The sequence below is a fragment of the Streptomyces sp. NPDC098101 genome (assembly GCF_044760185.1).
Taxonomy (GTDB): domain Bacteria; phylum Actinomycetota; class Actinomycetes; order Streptomycetales; family Streptomycetaceae; genus Streptomyces.
The window spans coordinates 237004-263434 of record NZ_JBIWAS010000005.1; the positions used below are offsets into that span (position 1 = coordinate 237004).

Annotated in this window: 23 protein-coding genes and 1 riboswitch; of the genes, 10 read left to right on the forward strand and 13 right to left on the reverse strand. The window is 75.2% G+C overall.

Going from position 1 to position 26431, the window contains the following annotated elements:
• Positions 1 to 22: 22 nt before the first annotated feature.
• Positions 23 to 820 carry an alpha/beta fold hydrolase gene (locus ACIQVI_RS23930; RefSeq protein WP_351973309.1) on the reverse strand — a complete coding sequence of 266 codons (798 nt, stop codon included), beginning with the start codon at positions 818 to 820 and terminating at the stop codon, positions 23 to 25.
• Positions 821 to 896: 76 nt separating this feature from the next.
• On the opposite strand from ACIQVI_RS23930, the gene ACIQVI_RS23935 reads away from it, so the two are divergent.
• From ACIQVI_RS23935 to ACIQVI_RS23955, 5 genes are all read left to right on the forward strand, one after another.
• Positions 897 to 2231, forward strand: a complete 1335-nt coding sequence (locus ACIQVI_RS23935; RefSeq protein WP_403599188.1) for a PLP-dependent aminotransferase family protein — start codon at positions 897 to 899, stop codon at positions 2229 to 2231.
• Between the two features lie 97 nt (positions 2232 to 2328).
• Complete coding sequence (locus tag ACIQVI_RS23940; protein ID WP_351973311.1) at positions 2329 to 2736, forward strand: hypothetical protein; 408 nt, start codon at positions 2329 to 2331, stop codon at positions 2734 to 2736.
• A 36-nt stretch (positions 2737 to 2772) separates the two neighbouring features.
• Positions 2773 to 3741 carry an ATP-binding cassette domain-containing protein gene (locus tag ACIQVI_RS23945; RefSeq protein ID WP_403599191.1) on the forward strand — a complete coding sequence of 323 codons (969 nt, stop codon included), beginning with the start codon at positions 2773 to 2775 and terminating at the stop codon, positions 3739 to 3741.
• The gene (locus tag ACIQVI_RS23950; RefSeq protein ID WP_351973313.1) at positions 3738 to 4604 is read left to right on the forward strand and encodes an ABC transporter permease; all 867 of its coding nucleotides are present in this window, start codon (positions 3738 to 3740) and stop codon (positions 4602 to 4604) included. Before ACIQVI_RS23945 ends, ACIQVI_RS23950 begins: the two co-directional genes overlap by 4 nt.
• Before the next feature lie 167 nt (positions 4605 to 4771).
• Complete coding sequence (locus ACIQVI_RS23955; RefSeq protein WP_403599195.1) at positions 4772 to 5845, forward strand: MerR family transcriptional regulator; 1074 nt, start codon at positions 4772 to 4774, stop codon at positions 5843 to 5845.
• Here ACIQVI_RS23955 and ACIQVI_RS23960 read toward each other — a convergent pair.
• The 4 genes from ACIQVI_RS23960 to ACIQVI_RS23975 all read right to left on the reverse strand — a co-directional run bounded on the left by ACIQVI_RS23960 (position 5842) and on the right by ACIQVI_RS23975 (position 8523).
• On the reverse strand, positions 5842 to 6216 hold the full coding sequence (locus ACIQVI_RS23960) for a VOC family protein (protein ID WP_403599197.1): 375 nt from the start codon (positions 6214 to 6216) through the stop codon (positions 5842 to 5844). The genes ACIQVI_RS23955 and ACIQVI_RS23960 overlap by 4 nt on opposite strands.
• A 99-nt stretch (positions 6217 to 6315) precedes the next feature.
• Entirely contained in the window at positions 6316 to 6741 is a 426-nt protein-coding gene (locus ACIQVI_RS23965) for a universal stress protein (RefSeq protein WP_383416962.1), read from the reverse strand.
• Between the two features lie 74 nt (positions 6742 to 6815).
• A complete protein-coding gene (locus ACIQVI_RS23970) occupies positions 6816 to 7439 on the reverse strand; it encodes an FMN reductase (protein WP_351974101.1) in 624 nt (207 codons plus the stop codon).
• A 4-nt stretch (positions 7440 to 7443) separates the two neighbouring features.
• Positions 7444 to 8523 carry an LLM class flavin-dependent oxidoreductase gene (locus ACIQVI_RS23975; RefSeq protein WP_403599796.1) on the reverse strand — a complete coding sequence of 360 codons (1080 nt, stop codon included), beginning with the start codon at positions 8521 to 8523 and terminating at the stop codon, positions 7444 to 7446.
• A 134-nt stretch (positions 8524 to 8657) separates the two neighbouring features.
• Here ACIQVI_RS23975 and ACIQVI_RS23980 point away from each other — a divergent pair, with 134 nt between their 5' ends.
• The 3 genes from ACIQVI_RS23980 (at position 8658) to cobM (ending at position 10937) form a co-directional block, all read left to right on the forward strand.
• Entirely contained in the window at positions 8658 to 8798 is a 141-nt protein-coding gene (locus tag ACIQVI_RS23980; protein ID WP_351974100.1) for a DUF6126 family protein, read from the forward strand.
• A gap of 64 nt (positions 8799 to 8862) precedes the next feature.
• The gene (gene cbiE, locus ACIQVI_RS23985; RefSeq protein WP_403599202.1) at positions 8863 to 10191 is read left to right on the forward strand and encodes a precorrin-6y C5,15-methyltransferase (decarboxylating) subunit CbiE; all 1329 of its coding nucleotides are present in this window, start codon (positions 8863 to 8865) and stop codon (positions 10189 to 10191) included.
• Positions 10188 to 10937 (forward strand): precorrin-4 C(11)-methyltransferase, encoded by a 750-nt coding sequence (cobM, locus tag ACIQVI_RS23990; RefSeq protein ID WP_403599205.1) that lies wholly within the window; start codon positions 10188 to 10190, stop codon positions 10935 to 10937. Before cbiE ends, cobM begins: the two co-directional genes overlap by 4 nt.
• 63 nt (positions 10938 to 11000) lie before the next feature.
• On the opposite strand, the gene ACIQVI_RS23995 is transcribed toward cobM, so the two are convergent.
• Entirely contained in the window at positions 11001 to 11075 is a 75-nt protein-coding gene (locus ACIQVI_RS23995) for a 50S ribosomal protein bL37 (protein ID WP_372460710.1), read from the reverse strand.
• Between the two features lie 80 nt (positions 11076 to 11155).
• Complete coding sequence (locus ACIQVI_RS24000; RefSeq protein WP_403599207.1) at positions 11156 to 12280, reverse strand: cobalt-precorrin-5B (C(1))-methyltransferase; 1125 nt, start codon at positions 12278 to 12280, stop codon at positions 11156 to 11158.
• A gap of 12 nt (positions 12281 to 12292) precedes the next feature.
• Between ACIQVI_RS24000 and ACIQVI_RS24005 the strand changes: the two genes are divergently transcribed.
• Positions 12293 to 13042: a cobalt-precorrin-6A reductase gene (locus ACIQVI_RS24005; RefSeq protein WP_403599210.1), complete on the forward strand. Its 750-nt coding sequence runs from the start codon at positions 12293 to 12295 to the stop codon at positions 13040 to 13042.
• Here ACIQVI_RS24005 and ACIQVI_RS24010 read toward each other — a convergent pair.
• From ACIQVI_RS24010 to ACIQVI_RS24030, 5 genes are all read right to left on the reverse strand, one after another.
• Positions 13012 to 15429, reverse strand: a complete 2418-nt coding sequence (locus tag ACIQVI_RS24010) for a PA14 domain-containing protein (protein WP_403599213.1) — start codon at positions 15427 to 15429, stop codon at positions 13012 to 13014. The two genes, ACIQVI_RS24005 and ACIQVI_RS24010, sit on opposite strands and share 31 nt — an antisense overlap.
• A 63-nt stretch (positions 15430 to 15492) precedes the next feature.
• Positions 15493 to 16800, reverse strand: coding sequence for a hypothetical protein (locus ACIQVI_RS24015; RefSeq protein ID WP_403599216.1), 1308 nt, complete (start codon positions 16798 to 16800; stop codon positions 15493 to 15495).
• A gap of 195 nt (positions 16801 to 16995) precedes the next feature.
• Complete coding sequence (locus ACIQVI_RS24020; protein WP_351971108.1) at positions 16996 to 18504, reverse strand: precorrin-2 C(20)-methyltransferase; 1509 nt, start codon at positions 18502 to 18504, stop codon at positions 16996 to 16998.
• The gene (locus ACIQVI_RS24025) at positions 18501 to 19151 is read right to left on the reverse strand and encodes a precorrin-8X methylmutase (protein WP_351971109.1); all 651 of its coding nucleotides are present in this window, start codon (positions 19149 to 19151) and stop codon (positions 18501 to 18503) included. The genes ACIQVI_RS24020 and ACIQVI_RS24025 overlap by 4 nt, the downstream gene beginning before the upstream one ends.
• Positions 19148 to 20386 carry a cobalamin biosynthesis protein CobG gene (locus ACIQVI_RS24030; RefSeq protein WP_403599221.1) on the reverse strand — a complete coding sequence of 413 codons (1239 nt, stop codon included), beginning with the start codon at positions 20384 to 20386 and terminating at the stop codon, positions 19148 to 19150. Before ACIQVI_RS24030 ends, ACIQVI_RS24025 begins: the two co-directional genes overlap by 4 nt.
• 633 nt (positions 20387 to 21019) lie before the next feature.
• Positions 21020 to 21100, forward strand: a riboswitch (cobalamin riboswitch).
• A gap of 58 nt (positions 21101 to 21158) precedes the next feature.
• Here ACIQVI_RS24030 and cobN point away from each other — a divergent pair.
• Complete coding sequence (gene cobN, locus ACIQVI_RS24035) at positions 21159 to 24770, forward strand: cobaltochelatase subunit CobN (protein ID WP_403599224.1); 3612 nt, start codon at positions 21159 to 21161, stop codon at positions 24768 to 24770.
• 24 nt (positions 24771 to 24794) lie between these two features.
• Here cobN and abc-f read toward each other — a convergent pair whose 3' ends face one another.
• On the reverse strand, positions 24795 to 26417 hold the full coding sequence (gene abc-f, locus ACIQVI_RS24040; protein ID WP_403599227.1) for a ribosomal protection-like ABC-F family protein: 1623 nt from the start codon (positions 26415 to 26417) through the stop codon (positions 24795 to 24797).
• Positions 26418 to 26431 lie beyond the last annotated feature (14 nt).

Sequence of the window (26431 nt, forward strand, 5' to 3'; positions counted from 1 at the left end):
GAGCCCGCCCGCCGGCGAACCTTTAACTGGGCCGTCCGAGTGAGCGCAGGAACGCGTCGAGGGCCGCGTCGAACTCCTCCGGCCGCTCCAGGTTGGGCAGGTGCGCGGCCCGGTCGACCACCACGAGCGTGGAGCCGGGGATCAGCGCGTGCGTCTCCTCCGCGTCGGCGACCGGGGTGTACGTGTCGTCCCGGCCGACCACGACGAGCGCGGGCACGGTGGCGGCGGCGAGCGACGCCCGGTAGTCGGGCCGCTCGGCCCGGCCGCGCAGGGCGGCCGCCGCCGCGACGGGGTCGGTGGCCCGCATCATGCGGTGGACGTGCGGCGCGGCGTGCGCGTTGTACGGGGCGACCATCCGGTCGAGGACCTCGTCGGCGTACCCCGCCATGCCCTCGGCGAGGAGCCGGTCCGCCATGGCGTTCCGGTCGGCCCTGCCCTCCTCGGTCTCGGCGGCGGGGAAGGTGTCCGCGAGGACCAGGCCCCGGACGCGGCCGGGGTGGCGGCGGTGGAACTCCATGACGACCTGGCCGCCCATGGAGAGCCCGGCGAGGACGCAGTCCTCGACGCCGAGGCCGTCGAGGAGGGCGGCCAGGTCCCCGGCGAAGACGTCGAGGCCGACGGCCTTCGCGTCCGTCGCGAGCGGGGTGGCGCCGTAGCCGCGCAGGTCGGGGGCGATCACCCGGTGCGTGCGGGAGAAGCGGTCGAGCTGGGGCCGCCACATGGTGTGGTCGAAGGGGTGGCCGTGGACGAGCAGGAGGACGGGCCCGGAGCCCCGGTCCTCGTAGAAGGTCTCGGTACCGGCTGTTCGGGAGACGGGCATGACGGCAGGCTAGGCAGCGCCGACTCATCGGTGCAATGAAAACTTTGCCCTCGGTGCAATGGGAGAGGGGTGCCCCGTGGAGGAGTACCGGAGGATCGCGGACCGCGTCGAGGCGGCCGTGCGGGACGGGCGGCTCAGACCCGGCGACCGGCTGCCGCCACAGCGCGTCTTCGCCCGGCGGCACGGGATCGCGAACTCGACGGCGATCCGGGTGTACGGGGAGCTGGCCCGCCGGGGCCTGGTCGTCGGGGAGGTCGGGCGCGGCACCTTCGTCCGGGCGGCGCCCCCGCTCCCGGGGCCCGCGCTCGTCGAGGCGAGCGGGGCCGCGCCCGTCGACCTCCAGCTCAACTACCCGGTCGTGGACGGCCAGGAGGAGCGGATGGCCCGCGCGCTGACGGCCCTGGCCCGGCCCGGCGTCCTCGCCGGGGCCCTGGCCCGCCCGGCCGCCGCCGACGGCACCCCGGAGGCCCGCGACGCGGCCGTGTCGGTGCTCGCCGGGCCCGGCTGGGCCCCGGACCCCGGGAGCGTCCTCTTCGCCGGGAGCGGCCGCCGGGCCGTCGCCGCCGCGCTCTCCGCGCTGGTGCCGCCCGGCGGGCGCCTGGGCGTCGAGGAGCTCACGTACCCCCCGCTCAGGGCCGTCGCCGAACGGCTCGGGATCCGGCTCGTGCCCCTCGCCCTCGACGCGGAGGGGGTGCGGCCCGAGGCGCTCGCGGCGGCCCACCGGGTGGCGCCGCTCGCCGCCGTCTACCTCCAGCCGACCCTGCACAACCCGCTCGCGGCGACCGCCGGGGAGGAGCGGCGGGCCGCGCTCGCCGAGCTGCTGCGGCGGCTGGACCTGACCGCCGTCGAGGACGCCACCTGGGCCTTCCTCGACCCCGGGGCGCCCGCCCCGCTCGCCGCCCGCGCGCCCGAGCGGGTGGTCCTGGTGGACAGCCTCTCCAAGCGGCTCGCGCCCGGCCTGACCGTCGGTTACCTCGTCGTGCCCGGCCGGCTGCGGGCGGCGGTCGCGGAGGCGCTGCGCTCCGGCGCCTGGACGGCGGACGGGTTCGCCCTCGCGGCCGCCACCCGCTGGGCCGGGGACGGGACGGTCGCGGAGACCGTCGCCGCCAAGCGGGCGGACGCGGCGGCCCGGCACGCCCTGGTGCTGCGGCGGCTCGCCGGACAGGCGCTCCGGACCTCCCCGCACGCCTACTTCTGCTGGTGGGAGCTGCCCGCGCCCTGGCGCGCCGAGACCTTCGCGGCGGCGGCCGCCGCACGCGCGGGCGTGGCGGTCACCCCGGGGAGCGCCTTCGCGGCGGGCCCGGGGGCGGCGCCCGGCGCGGTCCGGGTGGGCCTGGCCTCGCCGCCGCACGCCGTCCTCGACGCGGCCCTGGCCCGGCTCGCGGCCCTCGTGGCGGCCGGTCCGGGCTGATCCACTTGCGGCGCACCGGCCGCGGGTGTGCCCTGGAGGGTGCGGGAACCAGGGGGCGAGCGGCGCCGCGCGCGCCACAGACGAAGGAGCTCCTGCCATGGCCGCACACGCAGCGGTGCCCACCCGGCGGCGCCACGTCAGCACGCACGGCTGGGCCGTGCCGATCACGATCGGCGTCCTGTACGGCTTCTACGCCGAGACGAACGCCCGCCACGGCGGTCCCCTCGCCCTGAGCCAGCTCTGGATCGGCCTCGTCTCCGCCGTCGTGCTCTCCGTGGCGATCCACGCCCTCCACCGTTACGGCCGGGCCCTGCCCCGCGTGGCGCGCGCCGCCGCGTGGGGCGCCCTGGTGGGCATCGCGGTCGGCTACGCCTACAGCCTCACCGACGCCACCGTGCTCTCGTCGAGCGGGCTCGGCCTGGCGTCCGCCCTGGCCACCACGGTCGCCGCCCACTACTTCTTCTACACCCACGAGGGCGCGGCGGGCCGCCCCGCGACCCGCTGACCGGAACCCGGATGCCGGGGACGACGGAGGAACCGCATGACCGACCTCGCCATCGAGACCGAGGGCCTGGTCAAGGTCTTCGGCACCAACCGTGCCGTGGACGGCGTCGACCTGCGCGTCCCCGCCGGAACGGTCTACGGGGTCCTCGGCCCCAACGGCGCCGGCAAGACGACCGTCGTCAAGGTGCTCGCCACCCTGCTCCGCCCGGACGGCGGCCGGGCCGGCGTCTTCGGCAAGGACGTCGTCGAGGACGCCGACGCGGTCCGCGGGCGGGTGAGCCTCACCGGCCAGTACGCCTCCGTGGACGAGGACCTGACCGGCACGGAGAACCTGGTCCTCCTGGCCCGGCTGCTCGGCCACACCCGGCCCGCCGCCCGCGAGCGCTCCGCGCAGCTGCTCGCCGCGTTCGGCCTGGAGGAGGCCGCCGACAAGCAGATCAAGCACTACTCGGGCGGCATGAGGCGCCGCATCGACATCGCCGCGTCCATCCTCAACACCCCCGACCTGCTCTTCCTCGACGAACCGACGACCGGCCTCGACCCGCGCAGCCGCAACCAGGTCTGGGACATCGTCCGCGCGGTGGTCTCCCAGGGCACCACCGTCCTGCTGACCACCCAGTACCTGGACGAGGCGGACCAGCTGGCCTCCCGGGTCGCCGTCATCGACCACGGCAAGGTGATCGCGGAGGGCACGAAGGGCGAGCTGAAGGCCTCGGTCGGCTCGGGCTCGGTGCACGTGCGCCTCCGGGACCCCGGGCGGCGGGAGGAGGCCGAGCGGGTGCTGCGCGGCGTGCTGCGGGCCACCGTGCAGCTCGACCCGGACCCGGTCGCGCTCACCGCCACCGTCGACGGCCACGGGACGGACCTCGGGGCCGCCGAGCAGGCGGCGCGGGCGCTCGCGGAGCTGGCGCGGGCCGGGATCACGGTCGACAGCTTCGCGCTGGGACAGCCCAGCCTCGACGAGGTGTTCCTGGCGCTGACGGACAGGAAGGGAACGGCGGCATGACCACCGTCACCACCGGCAAGGACACGAAGGGCGCCGACACCGCCGAGTTCACCGCCCCCAGGGCCGAGGAGCTCGCGGAACTGCTCGTGGGACGGTCGCGGCCGCCCCGCCCCGGCGCGCTCTCCGCCTCGATGACGTTCGGCTGGCGGGCCATGCTGAAGATCAAGCACGTGCCGGAGCAGCTGTTCGACGTGACGGCGTTCCCGATCATGATGGTGCTGATGTACACGTACCTCTTCGGGGGCGCGCTGGCCGGTTCGGTCTCCTCGTACGTCCAGTTCCTGCTGCCGGGCATCCTGGTGATGAGCGTCGTGATGATCACGATGTACACCGGGATCTCGGTCAACACCGACATCGAGAAGGGCGTCTTCGACCGCTTCCGCACGCTGCCGATCTGGCGCCCGGCGCCGATGGTCGGCTACCTCCTCGGCGACGTCGTGCGCTATCTGATCGCCTCGGCCGTGATGCTGACGGTCGGCGTGGTCATCGGCTACCGCCCGGCGGGCGGGTTCCCGGGGGTGCTCCTCGGGATCGCGCTGCTCATGGTGTTCTCGTTCTCCTTCTCGTGGATCTGGACCATGTTCGGCCTGCTGCTGCGCAGCGAGAAGTCCGTGATGGGCGTCTCGATGATGGTGATCTTCCCGCTGACCTTCCTGTCGAACGTCTTCGTCGACCCGAAGACCATGCCGGGCTGGCTCCAGGCCTTCGTGAACAACAACCCGGTCACCCACGTGGCGAGCGCGGTCCGCGAGCTGATGGCGGGCGGCTGGCCGGGCGTCGACATCGCCTGGTCCCTGGGCTGGTCGGCGCTGTTCGTCCTGGTCTTCGGCTGGGTCACGATGCGGCTGTACAACCGCAAGTAGCGGGGGACGGTTGACCTTCCCCCGCGGGGAAGGCCGAGCATCGGTGGGGCCGGGCGCCACGGGGGCGGCCGGCACGGGGAGGTGGCACGCCGGTGGAACGGCACGGGACGCACGGGGCGGACGAACGGTACGGGACGGCCGGAGCGGCCGGAGTACGGGAACCGCTCATGACGATCGGGGAGTTCGCCCGCGCGTCCCGGCTCTCCGCCAAGGCGCTGCGCCGCTACGGCGAACTCGGCCTGCTCCCGCCCGCCCGCGTCGACGCGTACACCGGCTACCGGTACTACGCCGGGGCGCAGGTGGAGCGGGCGCGCCTGGTGGCCTGGCTGCGGCGGATCGGGATGCCGCTCGCCGGGGTCCGGGACGTGTGCGCGCTGCACGGCACGGACCCGGGGGCGGCCGCCCGCGCGGTCCGCGCCCACTGGGCCCGGGTCGAGACCGAGACGGCGGAACGGCGCGACCTGGCCGCCTCCCTGCTGGACCGACTGGGAGGAACCACCGGCATGACGACGACCGTACGGCCCCACGCCCTGCTCGCCGCCGCGCTCTCGGAGCGCGGACGGGTGCGGGAGACCCAGCAGGACCGGGCGCACGCAGGCCCGCGCCTGCTCGCCGTCGCGGACGGCTACGGCCCGGCGGGGGACCTGGCCGCGGCGGCCGCCCTCGCGGCCGTCGAGGGGCTTCCGGCGCCCGGCGGCCGGGCCGGGGACCTGCTCAACGCCCTGGAGGATGCCGTCCGCCGCGCGGACGCGCAGGTCGGCGCGGCGGCGCCCGGCTCGGGGACGACCCTGACGGCCGGGGTGTGGACGGGGTCCCGGCTCGCGCTCGCGCACGTGGGGGACGGGCGCGCCTACCTGCTGCGGGACGGGGCCCTCGTACGCCTCACCCGCGACCACACGGCCGTCCAGGCGCGGGTGGACGCGGGCGAACTCGCTCCGGCGGAGGCGGCGGCCCACCCGGACCGGGCCCTGCTCCTTCGGGCCCTCGACGGGGCGGGGGACGGGCCCGCGCCCGATCTGAGCCTGCACGAGGGGCGGCCCGGGGACCGCTGGCTGCTGTGCACGGACGGCCTGTCGGCGGTCGTCCCGGAGGCGGAGCTGCACGCCGCCCTGGCGGCCGGGACCGGCCCGGACGGGACCGCCCGGACCCTGCTCGCCCTCGCCGACGGGCGGGGCGGCCCCGACAACGCGTCGTGCGTCGTGGCGGACGTCCTGCCCCCGGGAGAGGCCGGTTGGGACTAGGAGGCCGTGCGGGGGACGGTCTGCTGGACCGACCAGCGGTTGCCGTCGGGGTCGGCGAAGTACACGAAGGAGCCCCAGGGGCGGTCGTCGATGTCGCTGACCTCGATGCCGCGCCCGGCGAGGTCGTCGTGGGCCTCCTGGATGTCGGCGACGACGACCTGGAGGTTGTCGAGGGAGCCGGGCTCCATTCCGGTGATGCCCTTGCCGAGGGCGATCGAGCAGGCCGAGCCGGGCGGGGTGAGCTGGACGAAGCGGACGTCCTCGCTCACGGTGACGTCGTGGTCGGCGTGGAAGCCGGCCTTCTCGTAGAAGGCCTTGGCCCGGTCGACGTCGGTGACGGGGACGCCGATCAGCTCCAGTTTGATGTCCATGGCGGGTTCCTCGCGCTCCTCGCGTTCCTCACGGGCGGGCCGCGCCGCGCGGCCCCACCGGCATCATGCGCCGGGAGGCCGCACGCCGCCGCCCGGCCGTCACTCGCCGCGGACGACCACGACCGGGCAGGGCGCGTGCTGGGCGACCTGGGTGGAGACCGAGCCGAGGACGGCCGCCCGGAAGCCGCTGTGGCCGCGGTCGCCGACGACGAGGAGGCTCGCCCCCTTCGCCGCGTCGACCAGGGCCTGCGAGGCGTTGCCGCCGACCACCGTGCGGGTGGCGTCGGCGGCCTCCTCCGGGGTGAGCGCGTCGGCCAGGGCCTGGTCGAGGATCTGCGCGGCGAGCCGCTCGGGGTCGAACTCCGCCGGTACGCCCGGCATCAGCGTCGCCCACGAGGCCGGGTACTCCCAGCCGATGACCGCCTCCAGGGAGTCCCCGGTCAGGGCGGCCTGCCCGGCCGCCCACTTCAGGGCCTTCAGGGAAGGCTCCGACCCGTCCACGCCCACCACGATCCTGCCGGCCATCGCCGACCTCCGTCCGTCGTACGGCACATCTGTGCGATCCGCCTCCAACGTAACAAATCGGTTGGACCGGTCGGTCAGTCGAGGCGCAGGTCGGCCAGCTGCCGCTCGAACGGGACGACCTCGTCCCCATCCGCCTCCCGGGCCGGGCGGGCCGCGACCGCGTCCGCGAACTCGTACCCGGCCCGGTTGATCCGGGCGGGCAGGCCTTCCGTGTACGCGTCGCCGCCCGAACCCCAGTCCTCCGAGGCCGCGTAGACGGCGGTCGGGACGGTCGGGGCCCGCAGGTGGGCGAAGAGCGGCCGCAGGGCGTGGTCGAGGACGAGCGAGTGGCGGGCGGTGCCGCCGGTCGCCCCGATCAGGACCGGGACGCCGGTCAGCGCCGTCGGGTCGACCAGGTCGAAGAACGACTTGAACAGGCCGCTGTACGAGGCGGAGAAGACCGGGGTCACCGCGATGACGCCGTCCGCGCCGGTCACCGTGTCGATCGCCCCCTGGAGCTTCCCGGAGGGGAAGCCGGTGACGAGGTTGTGGGCGATGTCGACGGCCAGGTCGCGGAGTTCGACCACCTCGACGTCGACCGCGTGCTCCTGCTCGGCCAGCCGGTAGCGGGCGGCTTGGAGGAGCCGGTCGGCGAGGAGCCGGGTGGAGGAGGGGCTGCTGAGTCCGGCCGACACGGCGACCAGCTTGAGCGTGCGCATGGGGTCAGACCTCCTGGGACTTCACGACGGCGGGGTGGAGCGGGGCGGTGGCGGGGACGTCGGCCGGGCGCAGGTTCGCGAACTCCTTGCGCAGCACCGGGACGACCTCCTCGCCGAGGAGGTCGAGCTGCTCCAGGACGGTCTTCAGGGGCAGTCCGGCGTGGTCGACCAGGAACAGCTGGCGCTGGTAGTCGCCCACGTAGTCGCGGAAGGACAGGGTCCGCTCGATGACCTCCTGCGGGGAGCCGACGGTCAGCGGGGTCTCGCGGCCGAACTCCTCCAGGGAGGGGCCGTGGCCGTAGACCGGCGCGTTGTCGAAGTACGGGCGGAACTCCCGTACCGCGTCCTGCGAGTTCTTCCTCATGAAGACCTGGCCGCCGAGGCCGACGATCGCCTGCTCGGGGGTGCCGTGGCCGTAGTGCGCGTACCGCTGCCGGTAGAGCCGGACCATCTTCTCGGTGTGCTGCTTGGGCCAGAAGATGTGGTTCGCGAAGAAGCCGTCGCCGTAGTAGGCGGCCTGTTCGGCGATCTCCGGGGAGCGGATGGAGCCGTGCCAGACGAACGGCGGGACGCCGTCGAGCGGGCGCGGGGTGGAGGTGAAGCCCTGGAGCGCGGTGCGGAACCTGCCCTCCCAGTCGACCACGTCCTCCCTCCACAGCTTGTGGAGCAGCGCGTAGTTCTCGATGGCGAGCGGGATGCCCTGGCGGATGTCCTGGCCGAACCACGGGTAGACCGGGCCGGTGTTGCCGCGGCCCATCATCAGGTCCACGCGGCCGTCGGCGAGGTGCTGGAGGGTCGCGTAGTCCTCGGCGATCTTCACCGGGTCGTTGGTGGTGATCAGGGTCGTGGACGTGGACAGGACCAGGTTCTCCGTGCGGGCGGCGATGTGCCCGAGGAGGGTGGTGGGGGACGACGGGACGAACGGCGGGTTGTGGTGCTCCCCGGTCGCGAAGACGTCGAGTCCGACCTCTTCGGCCTTGAGCGCGATGGCGACGGTGTTCTTGATCCGCTCGTGCTCGGTGGGGGTGCGGCCGGTGGTGGGGTCGGTCGTCACGTCGCCGACGGTGAAGATCCCGAACTGCATCGTGCTCACCTCTCGCGTTCCCGGGTGCCTTTCCCGGCTAGTGGTTGAATCTTAAACCATCACGTCCAACGGTGCGACCCCCCTCCCTATTCCTGGCTCCGCCTCCTCCCGCCGGGCCCCGTACGCTGGAGGGCATGACCGATTCCGGGACCGACACCGAACGCTGGAAAGAGCGCGGCGTGATGCTCCGCGTCTTCGTGTACGTCTTCGCCACGCACGCCTTCGCCGGCTTCGTCTGGATCCTCTTCTACGTGGGGCAGCACGCCCAGAAGTGAGCACGGCCACGCGGAAGGGGAGGCCGGGGCTCCCGTAGAGTTCGGCGGCGTGGACGGTGCGGGTGTGAACGGTGCGACGGGTGGCGCGACAGCGGGTGCGGGCGCGATATCCGTCGTCGGGATCGGCGCGGACGGCTGGGACGGGCTCCCCGAGGCCTCCCGCCGCGTCCTGCGCGCCGCCGGGGTCCTGATCGGCGCCCCCCGCCAGCTCGGCCTGCTGCCCGGCGACTGCCCCGGCGAGCGGATCGCCTGGCCCTCCCCCCTCCGTCCGGCCGTCCCCGGCCTGCTCGCCGCCCACGCGGGCCGCGCGATCGCCGTCCTGGCCAGCGGGGACCCCTCCTTCTACGGCATCGGCCGGACCCTCGCGGAGGCCGTCGGCGCCGACCGGCTCCGGATCCACCCGCACCCGTCCTCCGTCTCGTACGCCTGCGCCCGGCTCGGCTGGCCCCTGGAGGAGACCGAGACGGTGTCCCTGGTGGCCCGGCCGCTCGCCGCCCTCGCCGCCGTCCTGCACCCGGGGCGCCGGATCCTCGTCCTGGGCGAGGGCCCGGAGACCCCCGCCCGGGTGGCGTCCCTGTTGAGCGGCACCGGCTGGGGCGGCACCCGGATCCGGGTCCTGGAACAGCTCGGCGGCCCCCGCGAGCGGGTCCTCGACGCGACCGCCGCCGCCTGGCCGCACGAGCGGACCGACGCGCTGCACGTCCTCGCGCTCGACTGCGTGCGCGACCCGGACGCGCTGCGGCTCGGCGCCGCGCCGGGACTGCCGGACGAGGCGTACGAGCACGACGGGCAGCTCACCAAGCGGTACGTGCGCGCCGCCACCCTCGCCGCGCTCGCCCCCGCCCCCGGCGAACTCCTCTGGGACGTCGGCGGCGGCTCCGGCTCCATCGGCGTCGAATGGATGCGGACCCACCGCTCCTGCCGGGCCGTCGCGATCGAGAGGGACCCCGAGCGGGCCGCCCGGATCGCCCGCAACGCCGACGCGCTGGGCGTCCCGGCCCTGAAGGTCGTCACCGGTCCCGCCCCCGGGGCCCTCGCCGGCCTCCCGGCTCCGGACGCGATCTTCGTCGGCGGCGGTCTGACCGCCCCCGGCCTGCTCGCGGCCTGCTGGGACGCGCTGCCCCCCGGCGGCCGGCTCGTCGCCAACACCGTCACGCTCGAATCCGAGGCCCTGCTCGCCGACGCCCACCGCCGCCACGGCGGGGAACTCGTCCGGCTCGCGGTCGCCACCGCCGTCCCCGTGGGCGGCTTCACCGGCTGGCGGCAGGCGATGCCGGTCACGCAGTGGTCCGTCACGAAGCGGGCCGCCACGGAGCGGGCCGCCACGGAGGGGTCCGTCACCGAGCGGTCCGTCACCCGGCGGCCCGTCACGAAAGGTTCTGAAGAGGGATGACCGTCTACTTCATCGGCGCGGGCCCCGGCGCGGCCGACCTGATCACCGTGCGCGGCGCGCGGACCCTGGCGAGGTGCGGGGTCTGCCTCTACGCGGGCTCCCTCGTCCCCGTCGAGCTGCTCGCCGAGTGCCCGCCGGACGCGCGGCTCGTCGACACGGCCCTCCTCGACCTGGACCGGATCGTCGCGGAGATCGCCGCCGCCCACGAGGCGGGGCAGGACGTGGCCCGGCTGCACTCCGGGGACCCGTCGGTGTTCAGCGCGGTCGCGGAGCAGATGCGCCGCCTGGACGCGCTCGGCATCCCGTACGAGGTCGTGCCCGGGGTCCCGGCCTTCGCGGCGGCGGCGGCCGCGCTGAAGCGGGAGCTGACCGTCCCGACGGTCGGCCAGACCGTCATCCTCACCCGGATCGCGCAGCAGGCCACGCCGATGCCGGAGGGCGAGGACCTGGCGACCCTGGGCCGCAGCGGCGCCCTGCTCGTCCTCCACCTCGCCGCCCGCTACGTCGACCGGATCGTCGCCGAGCTCGTCCCCCACTACGGCGCGGACTGCCCGGCCGCCGTCGTCGCGATGGCCAGCCGCCCCGACGAGGTCGTCCTGCGCGGCACCCTGGACGACATCGCGGAGCAGACGAAGGCGGCCGGGATCACGAAGACCGCCGTCATCATCGTCGGCCGCACCCTCGCGGCCTCGGAGTTCCGCGACAGCCACCTCTACGACCCGGCCCGCGACCGCCACGCCTGCTGACGCCCGCGCACGCGGAGGGGCCCCGGGGATCTCCCCGGGGCCCCTCCGTCACGACCACTCGGCTCAGGTGTTCGGCCGCTTGCCGTGGTTCGCGCCCTTCTTCTTCCGGGCCCGCCGCTTGTTGCCACGCTTCGACATGAGACTCCCTCTCGGTCGCTCGTCGGGTGTTCGCCGCCCAGCCTAGGGGCGGGCCTCCCGGTCCGCACGTCGTGCCGGGTTCACGCCCCCGGCCCCCGCACCGAAGACCGTCCCACCACCGTTCCCGCGCGGTCGATGCAGATCACGTCCACCGCGACCGGGGCGCCGCGCAGGACCGTGAGGGATTCGTCGCGGGCGCGGGTGGCGACCAGGTCGCCGAGGGGGACGGCGGCGGCCTCGCAGAGGCGGAGGGCGGCCAGGCCGGTGTTCGCGGCGGCGATCTCCGCCGCCAGGGACGCGGACGCGCCGCCCGTGCGGGCCAGGTCCGCCAGGAAGGCCTTGTCGACCTGGGAGCGGGCCGAGTGCAGGTCCAGGTGGCCCGCCGCCAGCTTGGAGAGCTTCGCGAAGCCGCCGCAGACCGTCAGGCGGTCCACCGGGTGGCGCCGGACGTACTTGAGGACCGCGCCCGCGAAGTCGCCCATGTCGAGGAGGGCGATCTCCGGCAGGTCGTACAGGCCCGCCACCGTCCGCTCCGAGGTCGAGCCGGTGCAGCCGGCGACGTGCGTGAGGCCGCCCGCGCGGGCCACGTCCACGCCCCGGCGGATCGAGTCGATCCAGGCCGAGCAGGAGTACGGGACGACGATCCCGGTCGTGCCGAGGATCGACAGGCCGCCGAGGATGCCGATCCGGGGGTTCCAGGTGGAGCGGGCGATCTCGGCGCCGTTGTCGACGGAGATCGTGATCTCGACGTCGCCCGTGCCGCCGTGCCGGGCGGCCACCTCCGCCACGTGCTCGCGCATCAGCTGCCGGGGCACCGGGTTGATCGCCGGCTCGCCCACGTCGAGGGGGAGCCCGGGCAGGGTCACCGTGCCGACGCCCTCGCCCGCCCGGAAGACCACCCCGGAGCCCGGCCGCAGGAGCCGTACCGTCGAGCGGACCACGGCCCCGTGGGTGACGTCCGGGTCGTCGCCCGCGTCCTTCACCACCGCCGCCGTCGCCGTGTCCCCGGCGTGCTCCTCGGCCGTGAGCGCGAACGCCGGAGTCTGCCCCTTCGGCAGCGTGATCGTCACCGGATCGGGGAAGTCGCCGGTCAGGAGGGCCGTGTACGCGGCCGTCGTCGCCGCCGTCGCACAGGCGCCGGTCGTCCAGCCCGGGCGCAGACCGGTGTGCTTGAGTTGGGCCTCGCGCCCGCCGCCTGAACTCACGAAGGGGCTCCTGTGCACGTACTCATTCTCGGCGGGACCACCGAGGCCCGCGCCCTGGCGGGACTGCTCCACCCCCGCGTCCGGGTCACCAGCTCGCTCGCGGGACGGGTCGCCCGGCCCCGGCTGCCCGAGGGCGAGGTCCGGATCGGCGGCTTCGGCGGCGCCGACGGGCTCGCGGCCTGGATCGGGGAGCACGCGGTGGACGCGGTCATCGACGCCACGCACCCCTTCGCCGAGCGGATCAGTTTCCACGCGGCCCGGGCGGCCGCCACCGCCCATGTTCCCCTGCTCGCGCTGCGCCGGCCCGGCTGGGTCCCGGAGCGGGGCGACGACTGGCGCGACGTCGGCTCCCTGGCGGAGGCCGCCGCCGCCCTCGACGGCCTCGGGGACCGCGTGTTCCTGACCACCGGCCGCATGGGCCTCGCCGCCTTCGCCGACCGCCCGGAGTGGTTCCTGGTCCGCTCGGTCGACGCCCCCGAGGCCCCGGTGCCGGGCCGCGCCGAGATCCTCCTCGACCGGGGCCCCTTCACCCTCGAAGGGGAGCGGGAACTGCTGCGCCGCCACCGGATCGACGTCCTGGTCACCAAGGACAGCGGCGGCGCGGCGACCGCCCCGAAGCTGACCGCCGCCCGCGAGGCCGGGATCCCGGTCGTGGTGGTCCGCCGCCCGCCGGTCCCGGAGGGCGTACCGGTGGCGACGACCCCCGAGGAGGCCGCCGCCCGGGTGCTGCGTCAGAAGAGCCAGGAGGCCCAGATCCCGTAGGCCTCCGAGCGGACGGTCCGCTCGGCGCCCGAGGCGTCGGTGAGGACCACCCGGTAGTACTGGAGGCTCAGCAGGTCCTCGTGCACCTCCGCGTCGACGTAGGACGTGGGGCCGCTGCCGACGTCGCCCGTGGTGAGGGTGGTGTACGCGCCCGCATCGGGGTCCCAGCGCTCCACGCGGTACCGGGTGGCGGTCCCGCAGGGGACGGAGGACGCGTCGGAGCACCCCACGTAGAGGGACGGGTAGGGGGCGTCGTGGACCTCGGTGCCGGTCCAGCCCGGCGGCCGGGTGTCCGGCAGGGTGACGGCGATCTCCGCCGGGTGGTGCTCCTCGATGCGGTAGTCGGTGTCGTAGCGGTCCGCCGCGGCGACCCGGTAGACGTGCTCGCGGCCGTCGGGGACCGTCGGGCAGAGGATCTCGGTCTTCGTCCAGTCGGTCGTCCAGCAGTTCCTCTTCCAGGAGGTCGCGCCGGTGACGGGGTCGACGACGCCCTGCCACACCAGGTAGCCCTGGACGTCGTCGTCGGCCGGCGGGTTCCAGGTGAGGCGGACGCCGAGCGGGATCCGCTCGGCGGCCAGGTCCGGGACGGGGGCCGGGCGCTCGGTGTCCGGGGTGGTCGCGGTGGCGGCGGGCCCGGGCCGCGACGCGTGGCCGTACCGGTCGACCGTCACGACCCGGTACTCGTACGTCGTCTTCGACTTGCCCCGCACGTCCCAGCAGCGGCCGTCGACCATCTTGCGGCCGGCGTACGGCGGGACGGTGCTGTCCGCCCACGTCAGGCGCACGTCGGGGCCGGTCAGCGGCCGGTCGTCCGAGGTGAACGGCTTGCACCCGTCGACGGTGCCGGTCTCACCGGTCGCGGTGTCGGTGCGGACGATCCGGTACGTGGGGAGGGGACCCTCGTCGAAGGTCCACGGATCGACGCCGCTCCACTCGATCATCACGCCCTCGCCGGACCTGCTCGCCGTCGTCCGGTACGGGGGGACGGCCTCCGCCCGGTCGGCCATCGACAGCGTGGTCTCCACGGGGGCGGCGGCGTTGCCCCGCGCGTCGACGGACCGCACCGCGTACCGGTAGGAGTCGGCGACCGCGGCCGCCTGGAGCGGCAGGACGTCGGTCGCCGTCGTGGTGTCCCCGGTGCGCAGGGCGTTCACGTGCGCGCCGGTCGCGGGGTCGTACTGGAGGACCCGGTAGGAGGCGGCCCCGGCCACGGGGGACCACGTCAGGTGGGGGATGCCCGCCCGGTGGACGACGCGGAGGCCGGTGACGGGCGGCGGGGGCGTCAGGTCCCAGGTGGTGAGGGTGGCGGCGGGCGAGTACGCGGACCAGTTCCCGGCGGCGTCGCGGACCCGGCCCCGGTAGGTGGCCTTGCCGCCGTCGGCGGGCTGCCCGGTGTCGCAGGCGGAACTCCTGGCGCCGGAGTGGACCGTGGTCCAGGCGCCGGTCGCCGGGTTCTGCCGCTGGATCTCGTACCGGGCCACGTCGGCCAGGTTCGCCGCCGTGGTGACGAGCTGGGGCGCCGCGTAGGGCAGTTCGTCCGGGCAGCCGCTCAGCATGACGTGATCGGGGGCGGCGGGCGGGGTCCTGTCGACGGAGGCCACGGCGAGGTCGGGGCCGCCCGGGGACTCGTTGCCGGCCTTGTCGACGGCGCGGAGCTCGTAGAGGTACGTCGCGCCCGTGGCGGGCGGGGAGTCGGTGTACGAGACGCCGGTGACCAGGGCGGCGGGGCCGTTGACCCGGGTCCAGGCGGTGGTGGTGGACGGGCGCCGGTAGACGCGGTGGCCGGCGAGGTCCATCTCCCGCCCGGCCGCCCACTTCAGGGCGACCTTGTTCAGGGCGCGGTCGTACGCGGCGGTGGCGCCGGCCGGCGCGAGGGGGCGGACCTTGTCGACGGAGGCCGACGTGCGCGGGGCGTACGAGAACGTGACGCCGGCGGCGCCGGTCCAGGCCGCGTAGTAGACGCTGATGGTGTGCCTGCCGGCGGGGACGGTGAGGTCGACCGACTTCTTCTGGGTGGTGGAGACGTTCTTCCACAGGTCGATCTTGCGCACGCCGTCGATGTGGACGCGGATGCCGTCCTGGGCCGCGGCGGCGAAGGTGAAGGGGCCGCCGGAGCCGAAGTCCCGGGTGACGGTCCAGCGGACGGAGAAGTTGTCCTTGGGCAGCCTGCCGCCGGCGGGGTCGCCGTTGCCGTAGTTCTCGGCGACGGCGCTGTCGCAGCTGGTGATCCTGGGCGTGCCGCTGAAGGTGGAGTTGGCGAAGTACTCCGCCTTCCACACGGGGGAGGCGCAGGTGACGGCGGCGGAGGCCGGAGCGGCGGTCAGCAGGCCGCCGGATGCGGCGAGCGCGGCCGTGACGGCCAGGGCGCTCAGCCGGGGACGGGTCATCACGAAGGGAAGGGGCCTTTCCGGACCTTGATGAGGGGGAGGGGGAAGTGGGGGCGGCGGGGGTCAGACGATCGCGTTGTAGATGTTCCAGCCCCAGCCGATCTGGACGCGGGCGGCGTTCGGGGAGTCCTTGTAGAGCCAGAGCCGGCCGCCCCGGTCCCGGGCGATGCCGTCGGAGCGGCTCCAGCCGTCGACGTCACCGGTGCCCCGGACGACGTCGTACGCTTTCCAGCCGCCGCCGACGCGCACGCGGGGCTTGTACGGGGCGCGTTCCACTCCCGGCGCGTGCTTCCGGGGCTCGTACGACCAGAGCACGCCCTTCTTGTCGCGGGCGACGACCCTGTCGCCGATCGTGGAGATCAGGTTGTACGCGTTCCAGCCGCCGCCGACCCGCACGCGCGGCTTGAAAAGCTTGGTCGAGCCGTACCCGGCGTCGGGGTGGTTCCAGAGGACGCCGTCGCGGTCGCGGGCGATCAGCCCGTGCTTCCCCGCCGAGATCGCGGTGTAGGCGTTCCAGCCGCCGCCCACGCGCACGCGCGGCTTGAACGGGGCCGCCGGGTTGCCGGAACCCTCGTAGTACCAGAGGACGCCCGCCTTGTCCCGGGCGACGAGGTTCCCCCAGCCGTTCGCGGTCGTGCTGTCCAGCTTGGTGAGGGCGGTGTACGCGCCCCAGCCGCCGCCGACCCGCGTCGGCTTCTTGAAGGGCCGGTCGGCGCGGCCGGTGCCCTCGTACTGCCAGAGCACGCCCTTCTTGTCACGGGCGTGCACGGTCGTGCGCTGCCACGCGGTCGGGGTGCCGCGGACGAAGTGGAGGACGACGGGGCCGGTCGCCACCACGTTCCCGCCCTCGTCCTTCATCTCCAGGACGCCGGCGCGCCTGCCGAGCACCGCGTGGTTGTCGGAGCCGATCCGGACGTCGTAGGTGAGCGTCCGGGCCGCCCGGGTGGGCGTCAGGGACAGGGTGTAGCCGTCGTTGTGGCTGTCGGGCTGCTCGGCGCTCTCGTACTGCCAGCCGCAGCGCTCGTAAGGTCCGCCGTTCACCGAGCAGTCGGCGAGGGGCAGGTTGTCGTTGCCGGCCGAGGGGCCGGGCATGGGCAGGAGCAGTCCCGCGGTCACCCGTCCGGTCACGGAGGCCGGCAGGGTGACGGTGAAGCGGGTCGTCACCGGCGCGTCCTCGCCCACCGGCACGACCAGCGGGCCGCCCTCCTGGACGGCCGTGCCCGTTTCGGCGGCGGCACCGGCACCGGCACCGGCGGCGGCGATCGGGGCCGGGACCGGAGACGGGGCCGCGACGGCGGCGGTGGCGGTCGCCGGGACGATGCCGGAGGCCAGGGCCGTCGCCACGATCAGAGCGGTACGCGTACGGGCCACGGGTCCCCCAGAAGGCTTCGGACGGAGCGGGAGGCGGCATGCCGCCTTTCGGACACCTGTGTGACCGGCGGGGTGCGGTGAGGGTTGCCCCCGACCGCACCCCTTTCTTCCCGCGCCGCGCCCCGCGCCCCCGCCCCGTACCGGCCTACCCGTACCGGACCCGTACCGACCTGCCCGTACCGGACCCGTACCGGCCTACCCGTACCGGCGCGGCGTCCACGCGATCGTCCGGCCGTCCGCCCGCTCGACCGCCCGCGTCTGCGAGGAGCCGATCAGGAGGAGGGTGCGCATGTCGACCTCGGAGGGGTCCAGGGTCTTCAGGGTCAGGACCCGGACCGACTGCTCGGGGCCGCCCACGTCGCGGGCGACGACCACCGGGGTGTCGGGGGAGCGGACCTCCAGGAGGAGGTCGCGGGCGGCCGCCACCTGGTGGGTGCGGGACTTGGAGCCCGGGTTGTACAGGGCGATGACCAGGTCCGCGCCGGCCGCCGCGCGCAGCCGGTCCGCGATCACGTCCCAGGGCTTGAGGCGGTCGGAGAGCGAGATCGTCGCGTAGTCGTGGCCGAGCGGGGCGCCCGCCGCCGCGGCGGCCGCGTTGGCTGCGGTCACCCCCGGGAGGACCCGTACGGGAACGTCCGCGTACTCCGGTTCCGACGCCACCTCCAGGACCGCCGTCGCCATGGCGAAGACGCCCGGGTCGCCGCCCGAGACGACCGCGACCCGGTGCCCGCGCCGGGCCAGGTCCAGGGCGAACTCGGCGCGCTCCGACTCCACCTTGTTGTCGGAGCCGTGCCGCCGCTGCCCGGGGCGCAGGACCGGCACCCGGTCCAGATAGGTGGTGTAGCCGACCAGGACGTCCGCGTTGACGAGCGCCCCGCGCGACTCCGGCGTTAGCCAGGGCGCGCCCGCCGGGCCGGTGCCGACCACGACGACCTCGCCGCGCTCCCGCACCGGCGGCTCCTCGTCGACGCGGGAGGGCAGGACGGCGACCGAGAAGTACGGGACCGACTCGGGGTCCACGTCCGCCAGGCGCTCCGTCCGCTCGCCCGCCATGAACGCCCGCTCCACGTACCGCGCGTCCTCCAGGCGGCCCGCCCGCTCCAGGGCCCGCCGCACGGTGGGGAAGGTGCGGCCGAGCTTCATCACGACCGCCGAGTCCGTGCCCGCGAGCCGGGCCGTCAGCTCGTCCTCCGGCAGCGTGCCCGGGACGATCGTCAGCACCTCCTCCGCCTCGCACAGCGGCTCCCCGAGCCGGGCGGCGGCGGCGCTCACCGAGGTCACGCCGGGGATGACGGTCGTGTCGTAGCGGTGCGCGAGCCGCTTGTGCATGTGCTGGTACGAGCCGTAGAAGAGCGGGTCGCCCTCGGCGAGGACCGCGACCGTGCGGCCCGCGTCCAGGTGGGCGGCGAGCCGGGCCGCCGCCTCCTCGTAGAAGTCGTTCAGGGCGCCCCGGTAGCCGCCGGGGTGGTCCGTGGTCTCCACCGTGAGCGGGTACATCAACCGCTCCTCGACGTGGTCCTCGCGCAGGTGCGGGGCCGCGATCGAGCGGGCGATGGAGCGCCCGTGGCGGGCCGAGTGGTAGGCGATCACGTCGGCGGACGCGATGGCCTTCACGGCGGCGAGGGTGAGGAGGTCGGGGTCGCCGGGCCCGAGCCCCACGCCGTACAGCTTGCCGACGGTGTTTCCGGCCGGGTTCCCGGTCACTGCTGGATCTCCGCTTCGTGCGCGAGGGCGTTGATCGCGGCGGCCGTCATGGCGCTGCCGCCGCGCCGGCCCCGGACGACGAGGTGGTCGAGGCCGAGGGTGTTGGCGGCGAGGGCGTCCTTGGACTCGGCGGCGCCGATGAAGCCGACCGGTATGCCGAGGACGGCGGCGGGCCGCCCCGCGCCCTTCGCGACCATCTCCAGGAGGTGGAAGAGGGCGGTGGGCGCGTTGCCGATGGCGACGACGGAGCCTTCGAGGCGGTCGCGCCAGAGTTCGAGGGCGGCGGCGGAGCGGGTGGTGCCGAGCTCGGCGGCCAGGGCCGGGACGGCCGGGTCGGAGAGCGTGCAGAGCACCTCGTTGTCGGCGGGCAGCCGCTTGCGGGTGACGCCGCTGGCGACCATCCGCGCGTCGCAGAGGATCGGCGCGCCGGCCCGGAGCGCGGCGCGGGCGCTCGCGACGACGCCCGGCGAGTACGCGATGTCCTGCACGAGGTCGGTCATGCCGCAGGCGTGGATCATCCGGACCGCCACCTGGGCGACGTCGGCGGGCAGGCCCGTGAGATCCGCCTCGGCGCGGATCGTGGCAAAGGAACGGCGGTAGATCTCCGTGCCGTCCTTCTCGTAGTCGAACATCCTGTTCTCGCTCATCTCGTTGTGCGGGGCGCGGTACGGGCCGTGGTGACCGCTGGGGCCAGGCCGGTGCGGGGGACGGGGGCGCCGTCGACCAGGTAGCCGCCGCCGGGGGCGGCGAGGACGTCGACCCAGTCGCCGTGCGGGTGGCCGCAGCGGCGCTCGCAGCCGGAGTAGTGGACGGGCAGGCCGGGGCGGCCGGGGACCGCGTCCGCCCGGACGTCCGCGAGGGACTTGGCGCAGCCGGGCCGCCCGGTGCAGGCGCTGACGCCGGCCCAGGGGGAGTCGGGCCGGGTGATCAGGCCGTGCGCCTCCAGGGCGGGCAGCCGGGCGGGGTCCGTCCCGGCGACGACGGCCCCGCGCCAGGGCGTGAGCCGCACCTCGTCGGCGGGCAGCAGGGCCCGCAGCTGGGCGGCGGTGAGGCGGCCGAGAGGGGCGAGGACGTGCAGGGCGGCGGGTCCGAGGGGGCCGGGGGCGGGGGGCGGCCCCTGCGGCGGGGCGGGGTCCGGCACCTCCTCCGCCGCGAGCGCCTCTCGTACGTCCCGTATGTCCCGTACGTCTCGCGCGTCGGCTCCGTGGCCCTCCGGCAGCTCCCGTACGCGCCAGGCGCCGGTGCCGGCCGCGCGGGCGGCGGAGAGGAAGGCGCGGGCGGCGGCCAGGGCGGCGCGGGGGGCGTCGGCGGCGGCGACGCGCACGGCCCGGCCGCCCATGTGCAGGTGTGCGGTGCGGGGGTCCACTGCGACCAAGGTCACATCCCCGCCGAGGCCGGTGACGTCGCCGCGGCCGTCGTCCAGGACGAAGAGGAAGCGGCCCGAGAGCCCGGCGGCCCAGGGCGCGGCGCAGAGCCGTTCGTCCAGCTCGCGGGCCCACAACTGCACGTCGGCCGCGCCGAGTCCGTCGAGCCCCGAGGCCGGGGAGGCCACGATGTTGCGGACGCGCTCGTGGGTGGGGGAGGGCAGCAGGCCCGCCTCCGCGAGGAGCGGCGCGAGCTCCGCGCCGCAGCCGTCGGCCAGACCGCGCAGCTCGGCGTTCCCGCGCGAGGTGACGCTGATCCGCCCGTCCCCGAGGGCCTCGGCGGCGTCCGCCAGGACCTCCACCTGACGGGCCGTCAGACGCCCTGCGGGCAGCCGCAGTCGGGCCAGGTTCCCGTCGTCGGCGGCGTGCAACCGCAGCGCCCCCGGACAGGCGTCACCGCGCTCCCGCACACGGGGTGCGCCGGGGGCGGGCGTCGGTGACGGGACGGGCGGCGGCATGGCGGCGAGCATACCCACGGGAAACCGCCGGTCGACGGGGTGTGACCGGCCTGACTCGGGACACCGTGACGGACGGGCGCGGGGCGGTCGCCCGGGGGGCCGGTGGGGGTGCGGTGGTGGGCTTGCCGGTTCTTCGGCGGGGGCGTGGTGGTGGGCTTGCCGGTTCTTCGGCGGGGGGCGCGCTGACTGGCTGCCCGGGCCTCCGGCGGGGTGCGGCGACGAGCTGCCCGGCCGTTCCGGCGGGGTGCGGCAGCAGACTTCCCGGGCCTCGGCGCGGCTACGGCGACCGGCTGTCCGGTCCTCCGGCGAGAGCGTGCCGGCCGGCTTCCTCGCGGGGGTGCGACAGCAGACTTCCCGGACCCCCGGCGCGGCTACGGCGACCGGCTGTCCGGTTCTCCGGCTCCCCGGTGGGGACGTGCCGGTCGGTCGACCGGGTCCTCGGTGGGGGTGCGGCAGCAGGTTTCCCGGGCCTTCGGCAGGGGGGCCGGTCGGTCGTCCGGGTCCCCGGTGTGGAGGTGCCGTCCCGCCGTACGCCGCGGGAGCCGGTGTGATCCGACCGACCCTCCCGCTCCCTCCAGCCGCCGGAACCCACGATCTAGGATGCAGAGCGGCATGGGGTCCCAGGACCCCGGGGAGGAAGCCCGGTGAGATTCCGGCGCGGTCCCGCCACTGTGAGCCGGCCCGGCACCGTCCGGGCCGGTGAGTCAGGAACTCCCGCCGTCCACACGACCACCCGGGGCGCGGACAACCCCGAGGAAGGCCTGCGCTCGCCATGCTTCTGCTGCTGTCGCACTCCGACACCGACCTGCTCAGCGCCCGCGCGGCCGGCGGCCCGGTGGAGTACCGGTTCGCCAACCCCTCCCGGCTCCCGCTCGCCGATCTCGACGGCCTCCTCGACGGCGCCGACCTCGTCGTCGTCCGGCTCCTCGGCGGGCTCCGCTCCTGGCAGGACGGGCTCGACGCGATCCGCGCCGCCGGAAAGCCGGTGGTCGTGCTCAGCGGCGAGCAGGCGCCCGACGCCCAGCTGATGGAGGCCTCCACCGTGCCCGTCGGCGTCGCCACCGAGGCGCACGCCTACCTGGCGCACGGCGGCCCCGCCAACCTGGAGCAGCTCGCCCGCTTCCTCTCCGACACCGTCCTGCTCACCGGCCACGGCTTCGAGGCCCCGGCCGCCGCCCCGACCTGGGGCCCGCTGGAGCGCACCCCGAAGGCCACCGGGGGCCCGACGATCGCCGTGCTCTACTACCGCGCCCACCACATGAGCGGCAACACCGCCTTCGTCGGCGCCCTGTGCGACGCGATCGAGGACGCCGGAGCGCGCGCCCTCCCGCTGTACGTGGCGTCCCTGCGCGCCCCCGAGCCGGAGCTGCTCGACACCCTCCGCACCGCCGACGCGATCGTCACCACCGTGCTCGCGGCGGGCGGCACCAAGCCCGCCGAGGCGCAGGCCGGCGGCGACGAGGAGGCCTGGGACGCGGGCGCGCTCGCCGCGCTCGACGTGCCGATCCTCCAGGCCCTGTGCCTGACCGGTTCCCGCGCCGCCTGGGAGGAGAACGACGAGGGCCTCTCCCCGCTGGACGCCGCCAGCCAGGTCGCCGTCCCCGAGTTCGACGGGCGCCTGATCACCGTCCCGTTCTCCTTCAAGGAGATCGACGAGGACGGCCTGCCCGCGTACGTGGCGGACGCCGAGCGCGCGGCCCGCGTCGCCGGGATCGCCGTGCGGCACGCCCGCCTGCGGCACATCCCGAACGCCGAGAAGAAGCTGGCGCTCGTCCTCTCCGCGTACCCCACCAAGCACTCCCGCATCGGCAACGCCGTCGGCCTCGACACCCCCGCCTCCGCCGTCTCGCTGCTGCGCCGGCTGATCGAGGAGGGCTACGACTTCGGTCCCGCCGAGGACCTCCCGGGCCTGGTCTCGGGCGACGGCGACGAGCTGATCTACGCCCTCATCGAGGCCGGCGGCCACGACCAGGACTGGCTGACCGAGGAGCAGTTGGCCAAGAACCCGGTCCGCATCCCGGCCGCCGACTACAAGCGCTGGTACGCGACCCTCCCCGAGGAGCTGCGCACCCACGTCGAGGAGCACTGGGGCCCGGCGCCCGGCGAGATGTTCCTCGACCGGTCCCGGAACCCCGAGGGCGACATCGTCCTCGCGGCCCTGCGGCGCGGGAACCTCCTGGTCCTCATCCAGCCGCCGCGCGGCTTCGGCGAGAACCCGATCGCGATCTACCACGACCCCGACCTCCCGCCGTCCCACCACTACCTGGCGGCCTACCGCTGGATCGCGGCCCGCGCCGAGGACGGCGGCTTCGGCGCCGACGCCATGGTGCACCTGGGCAAGCACGGCAACCTGGAGTGGCTGCCCGGCAAGAACGCCGGCCTCTCCGCCGCCTGCGGCCCGGACGCGGCCCTCGGCGACATCCCGCTGGTCTACCCGTTCCTGGTCAACGACCCGGGCGAGGGCACCCAGGCCAAGCGGCGCGTGCACGCCACCCTGGTCGACCACCTGGTGCCGCCGATGGCCCGCGCCGACTCGTACGGCGACATCGCGCGCCTGGAGCAGCTGCTCGACGAGTACGCGCAGATCTCCTCCATGGACCCGGCGAAGCTGCCCGCGATCCGCGCCCAGATCTGGACCCTGATCCAGGCCGCCAAGCTCGACCACGACCTGGGGCTCGAAGAGCGCCCGGAGGACGACGGCTTCGACGACTTCCTGCTGCACGTCGACGGCTGGCTGTGCGAGGTCAAGGACGCCCAGATCCGCGACGGCCTGCACGTCCTCGGCGGCGCCCCGACCGGCGAGGCCCGGGTCAACCTGGTCCTCTCCATCCTGCGCGCCCGCCAGATCTGGGGCGGTACGCAGGCGCTGCCCGGTCTGCGCGAGGCCCTGGGCCTGGACGAGTCGGCCGCGACCCGCACCACCGCCGACGAGGCGGAGGCGAAGGCGCGCGAGCTGGTCGAGGCGATGGAGGCCGCCGACTGGGCGGTGGAGGCGATCGAGTCGGTCGCGGCCGACCACGGCCCCGACGTGCGGGCCGTGCTGCGGTTCGCCGCCGAGCAGGTCGTGCCGCGCCTGGCCGCCACCACCGACGAGCTGGCGCACGCCGTGCACGCCCTGAACGGCGGCTTCGTCCCGGCCGGCCCGTCCGGCTCCCCGCTGCGCGGTCTGGTCAACGTCCTGCCGACCGGCCGCAACTTCTACTCCGTCGACCCCAAGGCCGTCCCCTCCCGTCTCGCCTGGGAGACCGGCCAGGCGCTCGCGGACTCGCTCCTGGAGCGCTACCGCACCGACAACGGCGACTGGCCGACCTCCGTGGGCCTCTCCCTCTGGGGCACGAGCGCGATGCGCACCGCCGGCGACGACGTGGCCGAGGCGCTGGCCCTGCTCGGCGTCCGCCCGCTGTGGGACGAGGCCTCGCGCCGCGTGAACGGCCTGGAACCGATCCCGCTCGCCGAGCTGGGCCGCCCCCGCGTCGACGTCACCCTGCGCATCTCGGGCTTCTTCCGCGACGCGTTCCCGCACGTCATCGGCCTCCTGGACGACGCCGTACGGCTGGTGGCGGGCCTGGAGGACGAGTCCGCCGAGGACAACTACGTACGGGCGCACGCGCAGGCCGACCTGGCCGAGCACGGCGACGAACGGCGCGCCACCACCCGCATCTTCGGCTCCCGGCCGGGGACGTACGGCGCGGGCATCCTCCAGCTGATCGACTCCCGCGACTGGCGCACGGACGCCGACCTCGCCGAGGTGTACACGGTGTGGGGCGGTTACGCGTACGGGCGCGGGCTCGAAGGGCGCCCGGCGCGGGCCGAGATGGAGACCGCGTACAAGCGGATCGCGGTGGCCGCGAAGAACACGGACACGCGCGAGCACGACATCGCGGACTCCGACGACTACTTCCAGTACCACGGCGGCATGGTCGCGACCGTCCGCGCGCTCAAGGGCACGGCCCCCGAGGCGTACATCGGCGACTCGACCCGCCCGGAGACCGTCCGCACCCGCACCCTGGTCGAGGAGACCTCCCGGGTCTTCCGGGCCCGCGTGGTCAACCCGCGCTGGATCGAGGCGATGCGCCGCCACGGCTACAAGGGCGCGTTCGAGCTGGCGGCGACCGTCGACTACCTCTTCGGGTACGACGCCACGACGGGCGTGGTCGCGGACTGGATGTACGACAAGCTGACGCAGGAGTACGTCCTCGACCCGGAGAACCAGGCCTTCCTCAAGGAGGCCAACCCCTGGGCCCTGCACGGCATCGCGGAACGCCTCCTGGAGGCCGAGTCGCGCGGCATGTGGGAGAAGCCGGACCCGGAGACCCTTGCCGCGCTGCGGCAGGTGTTCCTGGAGACGGAGGGCGACCTGGAGGACTCTTCTTCCGACGACTAGGTCAGGACGACCAGGTCACGACGGCTAGGACATCAGGGCGGCCTCCGGGGTCAGTTCGAGCACGCGGCCCCGGAAGCCCGCCCGCAGCCGCCGGTCGTGGCTGACGACGACCAGCGTGCCCCGGTACGCGGCGAGGGCGGCCTCGATCTCCTCCACCAGGCCCGGGGCGAGGTGGTTGGTGGGCTCGTCGAGGAGGAGCAGGTCGGCGGGCGAGGTCACGAGCCGGGCCAGCTCCAGCTTGCGGCGCTGCCCGACGGACAGGTGCCGGACGGGAGTCGTCAGATCGCGGGCGGAGAAGAGCCCGAGGGCGAGGAGCCGGTCCGCGCGGTCCGCCCCGAAGGCCTCGGCCACCGTACGGGGGTCGGTGGGCGGGGCCGTCTCCTGGCGGAGCAGCCCGACCCGGGCGGGGGCGCTCACGACGCCCGCGTCCGGCGCGAGTTCGCCCGCGAGGACCTTCAGGAGGGTGGTCTTCCCGGCGCCGTTCGGACCGGTGACCAGGAGACGTTCGCCCGCGTCGAGGTGGAGGGCGTCGAGCCGGAGCCGTCCGTCCACCCGTAGATCCGCGAGGTCCACGGGTGCCCCCTCCCCCGCGAGGTCCGCGCGGAACGCCAGGGGCTCCGGCGGCGCGGGCACGGGGTGGGCGGCGAGCCGCGCGAGCCGTTCGCGGGCGGCCCGGATGCGGCTCATGGCGCCGTGCGCCCGCGACCGGGCCCGGAAGGCGCCTGCCCCGCTGAACGCGGCCGGGGCCTTGCGGGGGATCGCGGAGAACCGGTCGATGTGGGTGTCCGCGAGCGCCGTGTACCGGGCCAGCTCCTCCTTCCACTCCTCGTGCTCCCGCACCCTGCGCGCCCGTTCGGCGGCGCGCCCGGCCAGGTAGCCGGCGTAGCCGTTGCCGTAGCGGCGGAGGGTGTGGCGGTCCTCGTCGACCTCCAGGACGGCGGTGGCGACCCGGTCGAGGAAGACGCGGTCGTGGGAGACGGCGACGACCGTGCCCCGGTGGGCGCGCAGCCGGTCCTCCAGCCAGGCCACGGCCTCGTCGTCCAGGTCGTTGGTGGGCTCGTCGAGCAGCAGCAGTTCGGGCTCGGCGGCGAGCACGGCCGCGAGGGCGAGCCGGGACCGCTGCCCGCCGGAGAGCGTCCCGAGCGGCCGGTCGCGGTCGAGCGGCCCCCGCTCCCCGAGCCTCCGCAGGGTCGTCTCCACCCGCCGGTCGGCCCCGGCGCCGCCCCGGGCCTCGTAGGCGGCGAGCAGCCGGGCGTACCCGTCGAGGTCGCCGGTCGCGGCGAGGCCCGCCTCGGCGGCCCGGATGGCCCGCTCGAGCTCTCGGACGTCCGCGAGGGCGCGGTCGACGGCGTCCCCGACGGTGGCGGCCGGCGGGAGATCCAGGGTCTGGGCGAGGTGTCCGAGGCCGCCGGGGGCGTGGACGTCCACGCTGCCGTTGTCGGGGGCCTCCAGGCCGGCGAGCAGCCGCAGGAGGGTGGACTTCCCGGAGCCGTTGTCCCCGACGACCCCGAGCCGTTCCCCGGCCCGGACGGAGAGGGAGACGCGGTCGAGCACGGTCCGGGACCGCGCGTCCGTGGCGTCGTAGCGCTTGGTGACGTCGGTGAGTTGGGCACGGAACAAGGGCTGTCTCCTGTACGTCGACGACATGAGCGAGATGCAAC

What these genes read in the sequence shown, in the direction of transcription:
- cobM (WP_403599205.1), top strand. Translation starts at nt 10,188, where the DNA reads ATGACCGTCTACTTCATCGGCGCGGGCCCCGGCGCGGCCGACCTGATC.
- abc-f (WP_403599227.1), bottom strand. Translation starts at nt 26,417, where the DNA reads ATGTCGTCGACGTACAGGAGACAGCCCTTGTTCCGTGCCCAACTCACC.
- ACIQVI_RS24025 (WP_351971109.1), bottom strand. Translation starts at nt 19,151, where the DNA reads ATGAGCGAGAACAGGATGTTCGACTACGAGAAGGACGGCACGGAGATC.
- ACIQVI_RS23970 (WP_351974101.1), bottom strand. Translation starts at nt 7,439, where the DNA reads ATGCGCACGCTCAAGCTGGTCGCCGTGTCGGCCGGACTCAGCAGCCCC.
- ACIQVI_RS23950 (WP_351973313.1), top strand. Translation starts at nt 3,738, where the DNA reads ATGACCACCGTCACCACCGGCAAGGACACGAAGGGCGCCGACACCGCC.
- ACIQVI_RS24030 (WP_403599221.1), bottom strand. Translation starts at nt 20,386, where the DNA reads ATGCCGCCGCCCGTCCCGTCACCGACGCCCGCCCCCGGCGCACCCCGT.
- ACIQVI_RS23980 (WP_351974100.1), top strand. Translation starts at nt 8,658, where the DNA reads ATGACCGATTCCGGGACCGACACCGAACGCTGGAAAGAGCGCGGCGTG.
- ACIQVI_RS23955 (WP_403599195.1), top strand. Translation starts at nt 4,772, where the DNA reads ATGACGATCGGGGAGTTCGCCCGCGCGTCCCGGCTCTCCGCCAAGGCG.
- ACIQVI_RS23945 (WP_403599191.1), top strand. Translation starts at nt 2,773, where the DNA reads ATGACCGACCTCGCCATCGAGACCGAGGGCCTGGTCAAGGTCTTCGGC.
- ACIQVI_RS23975 (WP_403599796.1), bottom strand. Translation starts at nt 8,523, where the DNA reads ATGCAGTTCGGGATCTTCACCGTCGGCGACGTGACGACCGACCCCACC.
- cobN (WP_403599224.1), top strand. Translation starts at nt 21,159, where the DNA reads ATGCTTCTGCTGCTGTCGCACTCCGACACCGACCTGCTCAGCGCCCGC.
- ACIQVI_RS24010 (WP_403599213.1), bottom strand. Translation starts at nt 15,429, where the DNA reads ATGACCCGTCCCCGGCTGAGCGCCCTGGCCGTCACGGCCGCGCTCGCC.
- ACIQVI_RS23930 (WP_351973309.1), bottom strand. Translation starts at nt 820, where the DNA reads ATGCCCGTCTCCCGAACAGCCGGTACCGAGACCTTCTACGAGGACCGG.
- ACIQVI_RS23965 (WP_383416962.1), bottom strand. Translation starts at nt 6,741, where the DNA reads ATGGCCGGCAGGATCGTGGTGGGCGTGGACGGGTCGGAGCCTTCCCTG.
- ACIQVI_RS23940 (WP_351973311.1), top strand. Translation starts at nt 2,329, where the DNA reads ATGGCCGCACACGCAGCGGTGCCCACCCGGCGGCGCCACGTCAGCACG.
- ACIQVI_RS23960 (WP_403599197.1), bottom strand. Translation starts at nt 6,216, where the DNA reads ATGGACATCAAACTGGAGCTGATCGGCGTCCCCGTCACCGACGTCGAC.